This window comes from Bacillus sp. GS3m_15504 (assembly GCF_055825275.1).
Genome location: NZ_JBVVNL010000001.1, coordinates 3,494,812 through 3,510,832 on the forward strand (window position 1 = coordinate 3,494,812; position 16,021 = coordinate 3,510,832).

Below are 16,021 nucleotides of genomic sequence, written 5' to 3' on the forward strand. Positions count from 1 at the left end.
AAAATAACAAATAAATGTGTGGAAAGTGTGAAATTTCCCTTTCCTACTTCATTTACATATATAATGTACAACAAATAGAATTTGAGGTGTGCCAATTATGCTTTTTCCTGATTTAGCGAATAAAATTGTACGAGAAGTACGCAGACTAATTAAAGAAAATATTATTATCATTAATATACAAGGCGTTATTATCGCAAGTACAGATATAGAAAGAATCGGTCAATTTCATGAAGGCGCACTCCGCTGTGCGAAACAAAAGAAAACTGTCATTATTACAAAAGAAGATGAACGACGTTTGCATGGCGTAAAGGCGGGTATGAATCTCCCTTTACTATTCCATGACGAAGTAATTGGTGTCATTGGAATTACAGGTGAACCTGAAAACATTTCCCAATACGGAGAAATATTACGTAAAATGACCGAACTACTCATTCACGAAAACTACTTTTTAGAACAGCTAGAACTTGAACACCGTTCTTATGAAGCATTTGTCTTTGATTGGCTCCAAAATACAGACTGGTCTCCAAGCTTTCTCGATCGTGCCAAAACACTTGGTATTGATTTATATAAGAAGAAACAACTTATTTTGTTCTCTATCGATCAAAATGACACGATGCTTCAGCGTAAGATTTGGCAACACGTACGCAATCTATTAACAAAGGAGCATCTATTTGTTCGCTGGGGAAATGATCGATTCATTTTATTTACAGCGATGAGCTCTAAAGAGCAAACATATCAATTTTTAAAACGATTAAAACAAGACTGTGAAACTTTATTTTCTATTCCTTTATATATCGGGATTGGACAATCCGTTACGCCAAGCAATATGAATTTATCGTACGAACAAGCATTACAAGCTCTTTCCGTATCACTTGCAACGAAAAAGATTGTATTTAATGACGATTTACGTTTAGAAATGTGCTTACAAGATATTTCTGCGGAAACGAGAGAACAGTTTCTAAAGCGCACCATCAAAAACTTACTATCATCGCCTGAGCTTATGCACACTTTACGTTTATTTATCGATTATAACCAATCCTATAAACAAACAGCGGAGCAATTACATATACACATTAACACATTGCATTACAGACTTAAAAAGATTGAGGAGTATACAGGACTTGATCCGAAACAATTCAAAGACTTAAACATTTTATACTTCTCGCTCCTCTTATTAGATAATCACACAAAAAAGAATGATAAAATAGATTAATCTTTAGATGATTATACATAGAAAGAATCCCCCGACTTTTTTATCATTATAATGAAAGCACTGTGACAACGTTTTTTATTATGACTCATTACGTTAACAGTTTGAGGGGGATTTCCAATGTTAGAAAAACAAATTATTGATTCATTCGTATCCATTGTTGGCGAAGATAATGTAGATACATCCAATATGGGGCGTTTAACGTATAGTTATGATGCCACTCCAAACTTCCAAGCAATGCCTGATGCAGTCATTGCTCCTCGTAATACAAATGAAATAGCTGAAGTATTAAAAGTATGTAACACTCACAAAATCCCTGTATATGTTCGTGGTTCCGGGACGAACCTTTGCGCAGGAACATGTCCACTTGAAGGTGGTATCGTCCTTATCTTCCGCCATATGAATAACATTTTAGAAATTGATGAAGAAAATTTAACAATTACTGTACAAGCTGGTGTTATTACGCTTGATATTATTAAAGCGGTGGAAGAAAAAGGTTTATTTTATCCACCAGATCCAAGCTCAATGAAAATTTCTACAATTGGCGGTAACATTAATGAAAACTCAGGTGGATTACGTGGATTAAAATATGGCGTAACACGTGATTATGTGATGGGGCTTGAACTTGTCTTACCAAATGGTGATATTATTCGTACTGGTGGTAAATTAGCAAAAGATGTAGCTGGTTACGATTTAACTCGTTTATTTATCGGTTCTGAAGGGACTCTTGGCGTCGTAACAGAAGCAATATTAAAACTTGTCCCTATGCCTGAAACGAAGAAAACGATGCTTGCACTATATGAAGATATTAACGAAGCTGCACGTGCTGTTTCTTCTATTATTGCAAATAAAATCATTCCAGCGACACTTGAGTTTTTAGACCAACCGACAATTGAAGTAGTAGAAGAGTTCGCACAAATCGGTTTACCAACTGATGTAAAAGCAATTTTATTAATTGAACAAGACGGTCCGCCTGAAGTTGTTAATCGAGATATTGAAAAGATGGCTAACGTTTGTCGTTCCATGAATGCAGTTGATGTTCGCGTCGCAAAAGATGAAGCGGAAGCAGATGCGCTTCGAACAGCTCGCCGTAGTGCACTGTCAGCACTGGCAAGATTAAAGCCTACTACAATATTAGAAGATGCAACGGTACCACGCTCACAGATTGCTCCGATGGTTGAAGCTATTAATGCCATTGCCAAAAAATATAATATTCCTATTTGTACGTTTGGGCATGCTGGCGATGGCAACCTACACCCAACTTGTATGACAGATGCTCGCAACGAAGAAGAAATGCACCGAGCTGAACAAGCTTTTGCTGAAATATTTGCGAAAGCAATCGAACTTGGTGGCACAATCACTGGTGAACATGGTGTTGGTGCGATGAAAGCTCCGTATTTAGAAATGAAGTTAGGTAAAGAAGGTATTACCGCTATGCAAGGAATTAAACACGCCTTCGATCCAAATAACATTATGAATCCAGGAAAGATGTTCGCGAAGGACACTCGTAAAAGAGTGGTGGTTGAGCGATGACAACATTAAATAAAGAAAACATTCAAAAAGAATTTAAAGAACGATTAAGTGAAGATGAACTACTAAACTGTATGCGATGCGGTTTCTGTTTACCAACTTGCCCTACTTACATTCAATCTGGATATAAAGAATCACATTCCCCGCGCGGACGTATTGCATTAATGAAAGCGGTCGTTGATGGTTTAATTGAGCCAGATGAAGATGTTGAAAACACATTAAACGTTTGCCTTGGCTGCCGCGCTTGTGAACCTGTTTGTCCATCTGGTGTGAATTATGGCCATTTATTAGAAGAAGCTCGTGATATTATAAATCAAAATAAAAAGTTCTCGATGCCAGTGAGAGCCGTTCGTAAAGTCGTTTTTGAAGGGCTATTCCCGCATCAAAATCGAATGAGAACATTAACCGGATTAATTGGGTTTTATCAGCGTTCTGGTTTACAAACGATAACACATAAAACGGGAATTATGAAGTTATTCCCTGAAACACTTGCAACGATGGATCTCGTTTTACCAAAAGTCCCTAAAATGAAAGCAATGAAAGATCGTCCTACATTTTTACCTGCTGAAAGTACAAAGAAGAAACAAGTTGCATTCTTCACAGGTTGTTTAATGGATACGATGTTTTTAGAAACAAATAACGCAACGATGAAACTACTTCAGTTAGCTGGTTGTGATATCGTTATTCCGAAAACGCAAAGTTGCTGCGGGGCATTACATGGGCATGCTGGTGAGAAAAGTGGAGCAAAAGAATTAGCGAAACGCAATATAAAAGCATTCGAAGATTTAAACATTGACTATATTATTACGAATGCTGGTGGTTGCGGAGCTTACCTCGTAGACTACGATTATCTTTTAAAAGATGACCCACAGTGGGCTGGACGTGCAAAACAGTTTGTTTCCAAAATTAAAGATATTACTGCTATTCTAGTAGAACTAGATTTCCATAAACGTAATGACTTACGACTCACGCCGCAAATTATTACGTATCAAGACTCTTGTCATTTACGCAATGTCATGCGAACATCTTCAGAACCTCGTATGTTACTAGAAGCAATTCAAGGGGCAACATACCGTGAAATGAAAGACGCTGATCGCTGCTGTGGTTCTGCTGGTATTTATAACATTGTTCATTCAGAACTATCAATGGAATTTCTAGATTACAAAATGGACCGTGTGCATGAAACAGACGCAACAACCATTGTTACTGCGAATCCAGGTTGTTTATTACAAATGAAATTAGGCATTGAACGAGAGGGTCTTTCTCATAAAATGAGAGGAATTCACATTGTTGATTTATTATTAGAAGCGATTGAAACCAACTCGTAATAACTCGTAACATACGTAATAATAGGAAAACGGCTATCTCCTTCGTCTATGTAAAGAGATAGCCGCTTTTTTGTCCGCTACAACATTAAAAATATGTTACTTTATTATAAAAAAGAACAACAGAAACATTACAGTTTTGTAAAAATCAATCCAGTATATTCCTCAAAAAAACGCTCAAACCATTGATACAATAGGATTCTTCATTTTCTGTTTAGGTAAATTTATCCAAAATCCCCTCTTAAAATGAGGTATAAAAATGCTAAAAATTCCTTTTATACTCTACGTTTCTCTTATTTCTTTCCTTTTCTTCACTTAGGATAAATTAGGTAATTTTAAAGTCTATGAATATTTTTCCATCTTTTTTCTCGCAAATTGTATGCTACGATGAATTTGTCAGTCAGACAGGCTGTCAAAAACAAATCGTGTGAAAACAAATTAAAACTTTATATAGGGGGACACACATCATGAAAAAGCGTGTTTTATTATCTGTAGCTGCTGCAACGGCTCTTACTTTAGGAGTATCTTCTTTAGATGCACAAGCTGCAACAGTACAACCATCTAACGTAAAGGTTCAAAATATTCAGCATTCAAAAGTGATGATGAAGCAAATGAGCCAACAAGAATTACAAGCATTCTTACAATCTATGGGAGTTGAATCATTAGCACAATGGCAACAAGGAAACTTCCAACCAAACTGCTTCATTCCTGGTCAACAACCTACTGAAAATGTTGTAACTGAGCAACCAACAGCTAAGCCAGAAACTCAAAAGCCTGTTGAGCAAAAACCTGCCGAGCAAAAGCCTGCTGAAGAAGTTCAAAAACCAGAAGCTCAAAAGCCTGCTGAAAACAATAATACTCAAAAACCTGCTGAACAAAAACCAGCTGAGCAAAAACCTGCTGAAGAAGCAAAATCTTTAAGCGAGTTCGAACAACGTGTTGTTGAATTAACAAACGCTGAGCGTGCAAAACAAGGTTTACCAGCTTTAAAAATCGACACTGAATTAAGCAAAGTAGCACGCATTAAATCTGAAGATATGCAAAAAAATAACTACTTTGATCATAACAGCCCTACATACGGGTCTCCGTTTGACATGATGAAGAAATTTGGTATTTCTTATACATCTGCAGGTGAAAACATCGCTCAAGGCCAACGTACACCTGAAGAAGTAGTACAAGCTTGGATGAACAGTGCTGGACACCGTGCAAACATCTTAAATAATGGCTTCACTCACATCGGTGTTGGCTATGTAGAAAGCGGTAACTACTGGACACAACAATTTATTACGAAGTAAATAGATTAAAAGAGTCTTCTCATTATGAGAAGACTCTTTTTTATGTTTCATAACTTTCTATTATGTATGAGTATAGAGCGTAGAACATAAACAAAATAGAACCACCACTTATTACGCTAAGTAATACATAAAATCCCCATTTCAAGTTCAAAAACAATGAAAACAATATACTGCATGCCATCACTTGAAAAATCCGCCTACTTACTAAACAGATCTTTTTTAATTTGATTGGATCTTTTTCCGTACTCTGCACTTTTTTAAACGCCTTACTAAGCATAAAAAGAAACATACTAATCCCAATTGTTAGTCCTGTTTGAAAGGATATCATGCTTCCAAAATTAATAAAGAGAATGAGCATATGGATAAATAACATAAATAAAGTAATCGTCTTTAGAAATCCACTTATAATGACATGCTCGTCTTCATTAAACTTATATATATTATGTGAAATAATATACATCAATCCATGTAAGAAAATAATAAGACAAGGAATAAATGCTACAACAACTTGTTTACTCATAAACTCATTCGGCTCACCATTTTCGTTCCAATGTACAGCCATCTGATTCGGTAAATATGGATAGAGGCATAGAGTAATTAAAAGACAAGCGAAAAATATTCCTAGTATATATTTATATTTGATCAAGTGATTCTCACCCCTCTTTTCTCTTAACGGCTTCGCTGCTTTTAGAGAAATTCCTGCAAAAATCTACTTTTCTCAACTTTAAACTTACACTTTACGCATTCACTCTTTGAAATTCTTTCATTGTATCATTTAATTTTGTAGGAAATGGCACATCAACTTCAATCTCTTCTTTTGTAATTGGATGTAAAAAATTTATCTTCATCGCATGTAACGCTTGCCTAGACATATATTTCGTTTGTCCACCATATAATACATCCCCAACTAACGGATTACCATTATAGCTCATATGAACACGAATTTGATGGGTTCTACCAGTTTCCAATTGTAACGTTACAAGCGTAACATTTTGTTTTTTAAAATACTCCTCTACTTTATAATATGTGATTGCTTGATCTCCCTTTGGAGAAACACGTCGTCTCGTCGCATGATGGCGATCTCTTCCGATAGCCGCGTCAATTGTTCCTTGCTTTTTTTTCACTTTGCCTTCTACAAGAGCCGCATATGTTCTTTTAATTTTTCGTTCCATTAATAAACGATCCATAATTGCACCAGCGATTCTATGCTTAGCAAATACGACACCACCTGTCGTATCTTTATCTAACCGATGAATATGTCGAACCTTCGTCTCTAAACCTTTCATTTGATAATGAAAGGCAACAAGATTTGCAAGTGTTCCCATCCCGCCTTTTTCAGCAGGATGCGTATCCATCTTCTCAGGCTTATTTACAATGAGTACATGATCGTCTTCATATACTACATCTAATTCACCATATTCAGGCTCTACATCGTATTCTTCCTCCATAAACATACGAACTTGTAACTTATCGCCTTCTTTTAAAAGCTCATTCCATCTTCTCTGTTCTCCGTTAACAGTAACACCCTTTTCCATACGAAGCTGATGTAACAATTTTTTCGGTATTTCCCATTCTATTTTTAATAACGACTCAATGCTTATACCATTCCATTTCGCTGGCACAGTCATTTCGCACCATTCGCCCTTCTTCTTCGTTTCCATACTGTATCACCTTATTTCTATTGATTCTCTCATTGTAACGGAAAATACACTTTGATGCACCGCCAAAAATAGAGGACAGTCTTATAATAGACTGCCCCTCACGCTCTACGCCTTCTCATTTCCTGCAACACTTCTTCCGCTTTTTGTTCATATGATAAATCTTTAAAGAAATCCGCCAACCTCTTATAATCATTATACGTATCTAATAAGTCATCCATCTTTTCTAATTTCATCACTTGTTGTTTTTGCTTCATTTTTACCGGATAACGATAGCCCGATACTTCTTGTATTTTGTAATACTCATCCTCTACTTGAATGACCTTTACAAGTTCCTCTTCTTCCGCATCCATCGTATACCCATCAAAATCTCTAAGCAATTCATAAATAATATGAGTCCATTCATCTTTTGGATAAAATCCTTTTTCTAACCGATAACCGACAATGCGATACATATGCCCATCGTTTTCTGCAAACTGTACTGTATCATTTAGCTTAAATTTAAAATAACGAAACATTGCCTTCACCTACTTATATGTAATGTTCTTATCACATACTATTTGCAAAATGTAGGTCTTGCTATTCATAAAAAATACTCATCTTATAGATGAGTATTTTTTATGATGATTTTTCTCTTTTCTTTCGAAATGGTAACCACCAGTTCCAGTCTCCAAACAATTTCATTAAACTTGGTACGAGCATAAGACGAATAATTGTTGCATCAAGGAATATCGCTAATGCAACGCCAAGCCCCATTTGTCGTACTGGTAAAATATCAGTAAAAGCAAACGCACCAGTTACAACAATCATAATTAAAGCGGCAGACGTAATAATTCTACTTGTTGACACAAGTCCTTCTAACGTCGCTTGATCATTATCTCCTGTTTCTTCATACAGTTCATGAATACGCGAAATAAGAAAGACTTCATAATCCATGCTAAGCCCAAATACGAGGCCGAAAATGAAGATTGGTAAGACAAATAAAACAGGACTCGCTTCTAAACCAAAATGACCACCTTCAAATAACCAAACAACAATTCCAATTGTTGCGCTTAAACTAAGTACATTCATAATAATCGCCTTAATCGGAATGAGTATAGATCGGAATGCAAATAATAATATAACGAAGGTCGATCCAAATATAACAGACATACCAATTGCAACTTTATCTTTAATTTCATCTTCCAACTCTTGTTGGAACGTCGTCATGCCGCCTAGATAATACGTAACGTTCGTTTCTTTATAATTTTGTTTAAAATCACGCACCCACTGTTTCGCAATTTCTGTACGTGGTTTTGTATCTAAAAAGACTTCGATTGTTGTCTTATTTCCTTTCGTATACGATTCAAATACCGGAGCTATTTTAGCAGCTTCTGGCGACTGTAACATCCCCGCCACTTGCTCTGATTTCATTCCATTTAAACTGTCGTATAAACTTCTTACTTCATATACTTTCTTATCATCTTTTAACTTTTGAACGACTTCTTCTACCCTTTGTAAACTTTCTGTTTCTTTCATATCTTTTTTCGTCTCTACGACTAACGTAACATCAGCATGTGTTTTTGCAGTTTCATTAAATGCCTCTTCGTACTTCTCATATGCAATTCTTGTATCACTTTGTTTAGGTAGAGCTTCCACGTCAGGGAACTGCAAATTGGCTGTACGTAATGGCAATAAGCAAATCACAATAAATGTTGTAACAACAATAATCATCGCGATTGGATGTTTCATGACAAATTGTGCAAATGTACGCCACGCCTTTGCCGGCGTATGTGCTACTTGATTCTTTTTTAATATTCGTTTACCGATTAACGATAATAGCGCTGGAAGAAGTGTGAGCGAGAATACAATACTCATAATCACAACAATCATTCCGCTAATTGCGACAGACTGAATATAATCAATCTTAAAGAAAAACAAACCGGATAAGCCAACGAATACACATAATCCTGAAAATACGATTGCCCGCCCTGCTGTCTGATATGTAATTGCTATCGCTTCTTTTACCGTTCGCTTTGCAACTTCCTCTCGAAAGCGATTTACAAATAATAGCGCAAAATCAATAGATAGCGCAAGTCCGATCATCGGTGCAACATTTAACACAAAGATAGATAGCTCCTTATCGCTACCTATAAAATATAATATGCCCATCGTACTAATAACACTAAGTGCCCCATTTACAATTGGTAAAATTGATGCCAAAAGGCTACCAAATGAAAATAGTAATACGAGGAATGCAATCGGTAAGCCAATCATCTCTGCTACTTTTAAATCATTTTGCGTTCTTTCATTAATCTCTTTGTTAATTTTCGGAAATCCTGTAGGCGTTACTTTTAATGTTGCATTACTTTCCTTTTCGATTTTATCAGCAAATTGTAATGTCTTTTCCATTCGTTCCTTATTTGTTTTCCCGGAAAATAAAATTGTCGCATAGCCGATATCATCTTGTAACATTTCTTTATTTTGCACTGGGTGATGGAAAGATTCATATGTCTCTTTCTCTTGTACATTTTTTACAATTGTCTCCACTTGCTTCTGAAATTCCTCGTGTGAAACACCTTTATTTTTTTCAAAAACGAGTAGAAGTGTATCTTGAGACCTCTTAAAATCTTTATCTAAAATTTCTTTCGTTTTTTGATAGTCCCCTTCCGTTTGAAAGCCATCACCACCTAATACTCCCGGTAGCTTTGGAGCGAAAATACCGAGCGCTATCGCAACCAATAGTAATGCTACAATTACTGTATAACGAAACTGATACAAAAAAGCTCCTAACTTCCCCCATTTATCAACTTTATGTACATTTGTCTTCACACATTTTCACCTACTTTACATCATTCAATTATCACTTATACTGTATCACATCTTCCTGCAAACAAAAAACGTCTAGAAAAACTATAATAATAGTTTTTCTAGACGTTTTTCTATCTCTCTTTATGAAGACCAAGCTTCTCAGTAAGTAAACGATGGCAATAAATTACGATAATTAATAGAATACCACCTACGCAGTAGCCTGCTAAAATATCAGTTGGATAATGTACATTTAAAATGACTCTACTTAATCCAATCGATACGATTACTATCCCCATGAAAAGCGTTATCACATATTTTCCGGTCACACTCTTCAAATTTGCTGCAATGATATAAGCAAGAAACCCGAATGTCATAATAGATAACATTGCATGCCCACTAGGAAAACTATAGCCGAGCGCATCAAATGCTTCATTTAACGACGGACGATCCCTTTTCACAATTTCTTTTATCCCTTTATTCACAAGATGTGTTGTTAAAATACCCATTGGATACACGATCATCGCAGCATAATAACTTTTTTTCCAAAAAACAAGTAAACTTATAACGAGCACCGTTACAATCCCAATGGCAGACCCTAATTTTGTATAGTGTGAGAAAAATGCAAGCGAACCTTCTGTTTGTAATCCTTTTACTAATCCTCTGATATATGTATCCATCACTGTAACGCCACCAGCATGTACTCGCCAAGCAACAATGCCAAATACAGCAAGTAATAAACCGATACACATTACCTCATATTGATGCAACTTCTTCTTCAAACGATTTCCTCCTACTATGAAAAAATGCGATTTCTACTTTAGAAACCGCATTTCCTTACTTATTTACCTTTTGTTTTTAACTCTGTCCAGTAACGATCATAATCTTTTAACTTATCATCTACATCAACAAGCCATTCTGTACGATCTAATTCTTCTTTCGTTAAGAAAATCATATGGTTTTCACGATATTCTTTACTATGAAGAGGATGCGCTTTTTCATTTGGATTACTGTATCCAATTGACTCGTAGTTTTTCACACTTACTTTTTCATCTAATAAGTAGTTCATAAACTTCTCTGCAAGCTCTTTATTTTTTGCACCTTTTGGAATTGCTAACGTATCAGCCCAAATTGTGCCGCCTTCTTTTGGTACAACGTACTCTACATCTTTATTATCTTTTGCGATAAATGCTGCATCTCCAGACCAAACTGTTCCGATCCAAGCATCTTCTGTAATGAACTTTTGTTTAATATTATCTGTATCAAATGCTAATAAGTTTGGAAGTAGCTTCTGTAAATCAGTTGCTGCTGTCTTTAACTGTGCATCGTCTTTCGTACTGTTTGAGAAGCCGTTTTTCTTAAGACCCATACCTAATACTTCACGAGAATCATTTAATAAAGTTACATGCCCTTTATATTTCTCATTCCATAAGTCAGTCCAACTTGTAGGTGCTTCTTTCACATACTTTTTATTGTATGCAATCCCAGTTACACCCCAAGTGTATACTAAAGAATATTTATTCTCTGGATCAAACGCAGGTGTTTTGAAATTAGAAACCATGTTTTCGATATTTGGGATATTCTTTTTATCTAACGGCGCTAATAAATCCATTTTTGCCATTGTTTTAACCATGTAATCAGACGGCTGAATTAAATCATACTTCGCGCCACCAGCTTGTAATTTCGCAAGCATTTCTTCATTACTTGCATACTTATCATAGTTAATTTTCACGTTATATTTCTTTTCAAAATCTCTTAGCACCTGCTCATCAAAATTGTCGGCCCAGCTATAAATGTTTAACTCTTCTTTCTTTTCACCACAACCAGCAAGTACACCAGCAACAAGGCTAAAGCTAATTGCTGCGCCAGCTAATCTCTTCATTAATTTCATCGGTTTATTACCCCCTCGTACTTTCTATATCGTTCGTATTATAAAGGAAGGTGTCCTCCAGAGTTTTCTTCACCATCTGCACCTTTGTTACGGAAGATTTCAGATAGAACCATTAATCCTACGATAGCCACAATTAAAATTGTAGAAAGTGCATTAATTTCTGGTGATACTCCGCGCTTAACCATACTGTAAATGTATAATGGCAATGTTGTTGATCCTGGTCCTGATACGAAGAAACTAATTACAAAATCATCAATTGATAATGTGAATGTTAATAATGCAGCTGAAATAACTCCTGGTGCAATTGCTGGGAACGTTACATAACGAAACGTTTGCCACGGCGTTGCTCCTAAATCATTCGCAGCCTCTTCTAAATCACGTCCCATACCAGATAGACGTGCTGCTAAAATAACGACAACAAATGAAATACTAAATGTAATGTGCGCAATAATAATTGTTATTTTACCAAGTTCCATACCTAATTGACTAAATAAGATAAGTAAAGATAATCCCATTAAAATATCAGGAATTAAAATCGGTAAATATACAAGACCGTTAATCGCCCCTTCATAACGATATTTATAACGATGTAATGCAATCGCGAAAATCACACCAAGAACTGTCGTTACAATCGTCGTTACAATCGCAATCGTCATACTATTTACAAACGCATCAATAACATCTTGTTTTTGAAATAAATCTGTATACCAATGGAATGTGAATCCTTCCCATTCCGCATTAATGCGAGAATCATTGAAGGAATACACCATTAAAACCATCATTGGAAAATACAAGAACAATAAAATTAACCAAGAATAAGAAACTAAAAACTTCTTCATCTTTGCCTATTCCCCTCCGTTCCCATCATATTTATATACTTTCGTTGCACGATAATATAAGTAAATTAACAGAACAGAGAATAGAACAACAATCATAGATAACGCAGATCCAAACGGCCAATCACGCGCTCCTAAGAATTGATTTTGAATTACGTTTCCGATTAATGCTACTTTCGATCCACCCATAACGTCTGATACAACAAACATTCCAATAGAAGAAACAAACACTAAAATAGAACCAGTAGCAATCCCTGACATCGTCATTGGTACTGTAACATTCCAAAATGCCTTTACTGGTGTTGCCCCTAAATCATAAGCTGCTTCTAGCTTACGCTTATCAAGCTGCTCAATCGCTGCATACACTGGTAAAATCATAAATGGTAATAAAGAATATACCATTCCGAGTATTACAGAAGGTGTATTATATAGTAAATTTAGAGGTTCACTAATAATACCGAGCTTTAATAAAAACGTGTTCACAAGACCTTGTGAACGTAAAATAACAATCCATGCGTATGAACGAACAAGGAAGTTAATCCAAAACGGGATCGTTGCCAATAATAAAAGAATGGAACGATATTTGCGATCAACAATTGTAATTGTATATGCAAATGGATAACCGATCAGTAAACATATTACTGTAGTAATAACCGCAATTTTCACTGTTTCCCATAACGTCCCCATATATAATGGGTCAAATACTCGTGCTATGTTTTCTAATGTAAATTGCATTTCCACTGTTCCATACGCCCCACGCTGCATGAAGGCAAATGCCAATACAAACAGAAGGGGAATTAGGAAGAAGATTAACAGCCATGCGACTGTAGGTAGTGCGAGTAATTTCCCTTTTTTCAATTTAAGGTCACCTCGTCCTCTTGCTCCCAGCCTACGTATACATTATCTCCAATGCTCCACTGCGCTGCTTCTTCAGCAGTTTGATATGCCATTAGTAATTCTGATGTTTTCTCATCACGTACATAAAGCTTTTCCATATTTCCAACAAACTCAATGTCTTCAATATGTCCAAGGTGATATTCTTTTAAAATCGGCTCTTCAACCGAACGCACTTTTACATTTTCAGGGCGAATTGCTACATAGCCTTCCCCGTTTTTCACAATATTATTTTCACCGATAAATGTCGCAACGAATAACGTTTTCGGCTTATTATAAATTTCTTTCGGTGTTCCGATTTGTTCAATATGGCCTTTATTCATAACAACGATACGATCACTCATGCTCATCGCTTCTTCTTGATCGTGCGTTACGTATATGAACGTAATTCCTAAATTACGTTGTAAGTTTTTCAATTCACGTTGCAAGTCTTTTCTTAACTTAAAGTCTAACGCCCCAAGTGGCTCATCTAGTAATAATACACGCGGGTTATTTACAATCGCTCTCGCAATTGCTACACGCTGCTGCTGTCCACCAGAAAGCTTCGCAGGTTTACGATTACGGAACTCAAGTAACTGCGTTAAACGCATTGCCTCTTCAGCACGCTCTTTCTGCTCTGCTGCCGGTACTTTCTGCATTTTCATACCGAAACAAATATTTTTCTCCACATTCATATGTGGGAATAGCGCATAATGCTGGAACACTAGGTTCATATGACGCTTATATGGTGGCAAATCGTTAATCTTTTCATCATCTAATAAAAGATTCCCTTTAGTTGGCGTTTCAAATCCTGCGATCATACGAAGTAACGTCGTTTTCCCGCAACCACTCGGCCCTAAAATCGTTAAAAATTCCCCTTCTTTAATATCTAAAGAAAGCGGTGGGATAATCACTTGATTTCCAAAATGTTTTTCTACTGCTTCAACTTTAATAATCTTTTTCATTTTCCCGTCCAATCTACCTTAAATTTTAATTTTTATATTCATGAATAAATATTTATGTTCTATAGACTATTTTTTGTTTCGATCCAAACAAAAATGGTTATTTAGCAAACGTTCACTTCTATTCTTTATGTAGTATGTTTGATTCATTTTCGCCTGATACATAATGTCGAACAGAAAAACCCCTTCCATTGCGAAGGGGCTATTATCATACGGCTACGCCTACTGATAAACACCATCATCATTTTAACAACTTTCGTATGAATTTTAAAGCACTTTTTGTAGAAGAGTAACGAATTTTCATATCGAATGCCGTAGATTGGGCTAAAATGCTTTTATAATGTGAAAAAGTCCGAAAACTTTCTTCCCCATGGTAACTCCCTAATCCACTACTTCCGACGCCTCCAAAAGGTAAATATGGCGTTGCAAGATGATAGACAACATCATTAATACAGCCCCCGCCATACGAAATATTACTCGTTACTTTCTTTTGCACTTCTTTATCTTCAGAGAATACATATAACGCTAACGGTTTCGGATGTTGCTGGATTGTGCCAATTACATCTTCTATGTTTTCGTACTCTATAATTGGTAAAATCGGACCAAAAATTTCATCTTCCATAACAGCATCTTGCCATGTAATATTCGTTACTACTGTCGGTTCAATATGCAATGTATCTCGCTTATAGTTACCGCCGATTGCGACTTGACCATCTTGTAAAAACCGGCATAATCGTTCAAAATGCCGCTCACTTACAATGCGTACGTAATTGTCATTTTGCAAAGGTTCGTTCCCATACTGCTCCGCAATTTCGTGTTGTAATGCCTCGATTAACTGCTCTTTCACAGAAGCATGCACATACAGATAATCCGGTGCTACACACGTTTGCCCTGCATTTAAAAACTTGCCCCACACAATTCGTCTCGCTGTTACATCTACTTTTGCATCTTTATGTACAATACATGGGCTCTTTCCGCCAAGTTCTAACGTAAGTGGCGTCAGCTGTTTCGCAGCTGCTTCCATGACAACCTTCCCAACACCCACACTACCTGTAAAAAAGATATAATCAAATGGTTCCTTCAGCAAAGCGGTACTCTCTTCAACGCCACCTTCTACTACCGCTACAAGCTCTTCTTGGAATAATTCCGCTAACATTCTCGTAATCACTTTAGAAACGTTTGGCGTTAGCTCTGATGGCTTTAAAACAATTGTATTTCCAGCTGCCAATGCTCCTACAAGCGGTGCAATTGCTAATTGAAACGGATAGTTCCACGGTGCAATAATAAGTGTCACACCGTACGGTTCGGGCACTACTTTCCCCTTTGATCCAAAATGAGTGAGTGCTGTTCGAACACGCTTCGGTTTACTCCACGATGAAATATGCTTCAATTGAAAAGAAATTTCTTTTAACACATATCCCACTTCCGTTGTAAATGACTCGTGAACTGACTTATTTAAATCTAATTTCAATGCCTGAAATATTTCTTCTTCAAAGCGCTGAATGCCTTCATAAAGCTTCTTCAAATTATTCTTTCTCACTTCTACACTTCTCGTATGGCCATTATAAAAATATGCCTTTTGTTTATTTACAATAGAAGAAACGCTCATTCATTCACCTTCCCCCACTATTTTTATCCAATTCTTTCATTATTT

At 36.3% G+C, this 16,021-nt stretch carries 14 protein-coding genes; 4 read left to right on the forward strand and 10 right to left on the reverse strand.

Going from position 1 to position 16,021, the window contains the following annotated elements:
- Positions 1-97 precede the first annotated feature (97 nt).
- The 4 genes from AC0L0O_RS18405 to AC0L0O_RS18420 all read left to right on the forward strand — a co-directional run bounded on the left by AC0L0O_RS18405 (position 98) and on the right by AC0L0O_RS18420 (position 5,360).
- The gene (locus AC0L0O_RS18405; protein WP_000898619.1) at positions 98-1,213 is read left to right on the forward strand and encodes a CdaR family transcriptional regulator; all 1,116 of its coding nucleotides are present in this window, start codon (positions 98-100) and stop codon (positions 1,211-1,213) included.
- A gap of 117 nt (positions 1,214-1,330) precedes the next feature.
- Positions 1,331-2,743 carry a glycolate oxidase subunit GlcD gene (glcD, locus tag AC0L0O_RS18410; RefSeq protein WP_000890729.1) on the forward strand — a complete coding sequence of 471 codons (1,413 nt, stop codon included), beginning with the start codon at positions 1,331-1,333 and terminating at the stop codon, positions 2,741-2,743.
- Positions 2,740-4,068 (forward strand): (Fe-S)-binding protein, encoded by a 1,329-nt coding sequence (locus tag AC0L0O_RS18415; RefSeq protein WP_000209631.1) that lies wholly within the window; start codon positions 2,740-2,742, stop codon positions 4,066-4,068. The genes glcD and AC0L0O_RS18415 overlap by 4 nt, the downstream gene beginning before the upstream one ends.
- A gap of 464 nt (positions 4,069-4,532) precedes the next feature.
- Complete coding sequence (locus AC0L0O_RS18420) at positions 4,533-5,360, forward strand: CAP domain-containing protein (RefSeq protein ID WP_000747596.1); 828 nt, start codon at positions 4,533-4,535, stop codon at positions 5,358-5,360.
- 40 nt (positions 5,361-5,400) lie between these two features.
- Here AC0L0O_RS18420 and AC0L0O_RS18425 read toward each other — a convergent pair whose 3' ends face one another.
- The 10 genes from AC0L0O_RS18425 to AC0L0O_RS18470 form a co-directional block, all read right to left on the reverse strand.
- Positions 5,401-6,006 (reverse strand): DUF1648 domain-containing protein, encoded by a 606-nt coding sequence (locus tag AC0L0O_RS18425; protein ID WP_000598985.1) that lies wholly within the window; start codon positions 6,004-6,006, stop codon positions 5,401-5,403.
- Between the two features lie 91 nt (positions 6,007-6,097).
- A complete protein-coding gene (locus tag AC0L0O_RS18430; protein ID WP_001984405.1) occupies positions 6,098-7,021 on the reverse strand; it encodes an RluA family pseudouridine synthase in 924 nt (307 codons plus the stop codon).
- A 98-nt stretch (positions 7,022-7,119) separates the two neighbouring features.
- Positions 7,120-7,536 (reverse strand): hypothetical protein, encoded by a 417-nt coding sequence (locus AC0L0O_RS18435; RefSeq protein ID WP_000490292.1) that lies wholly within the window; start codon positions 7,534-7,536, stop codon positions 7,120-7,122.
- 100 nt (positions 7,537-7,636) lie between these two features.
- Complete coding sequence (locus AC0L0O_RS18440) at positions 7,637-9,829, reverse strand: MMPL family transporter (protein ID WP_000856436.1); 2,193 nt, start codon at positions 9,827-9,829, stop codon at positions 7,637-7,639.
- Positions 9,830-9,939: 110 nt separating this feature from the next.
- Entirely contained in the window at positions 9,940-10,587 is a 648-nt protein-coding gene (locus AC0L0O_RS18445) for a phosphatase PAP2 family protein (RefSeq protein WP_000727802.1), read from the reverse strand.
- Between the two features lie 59 nt (positions 10,588-10,646).
- Positions 10,647-11,696, reverse strand: coding sequence for a spermidine/putrescine ABC transporter substrate-binding protein PotD (gene potD, locus AC0L0O_RS18450; RefSeq protein ID WP_000772500.1), 1,050 nt, complete (start codon positions 11,694-11,696; stop codon positions 10,647-10,649).
- A gap of 38 nt (positions 11,697-11,734) precedes the next feature.
- Positions 11,735-12,535 carry a spermidine/putrescine ABC transporter permease PotC gene (gene potC / locus AC0L0O_RS18455; protein ID WP_000714197.1) on the reverse strand — a complete coding sequence of 267 codons (801 nt, stop codon included), beginning with the start codon at positions 12,533-12,535 and terminating at the stop codon, positions 11,735-11,737.
- A 6-nt stretch (positions 12,536-12,541) separates the two neighbouring features.
- Positions 12,542-13,390, reverse strand: coding sequence for a spermidine/putrescine ABC transporter permease PotB (gene potB, locus AC0L0O_RS18460; protein ID WP_000715491.1), 849 nt, complete (start codon positions 13,388-13,390; stop codon positions 12,542-12,544).
- The gene (gene potA / locus AC0L0O_RS18465; protein ID WP_000720319.1) at positions 13,387-14,370 is read right to left on the reverse strand and encodes a spermidine/putrescine ABC transporter ATP-binding protein PotA; all 984 of its coding nucleotides are present in this window, start codon (positions 14,368-14,370) and stop codon (positions 13,387-13,389) included. The genes potB and potA overlap by 4 nt, the downstream gene beginning before the upstream one ends.
- A gap of 238 nt (positions 14,371-14,608) precedes the next feature.
- The gene (locus AC0L0O_RS18470; RefSeq protein ID WP_000116796.1) at positions 14,609-15,976 is read right to left on the reverse strand and encodes an aldehyde dehydrogenase; all 1,368 of its coding nucleotides are present in this window, start codon (positions 15,974-15,976) and stop codon (positions 14,609-14,611) included.
- Between the last annotated feature and the right edge of the window lie 45 nt (positions 15,977-16,021).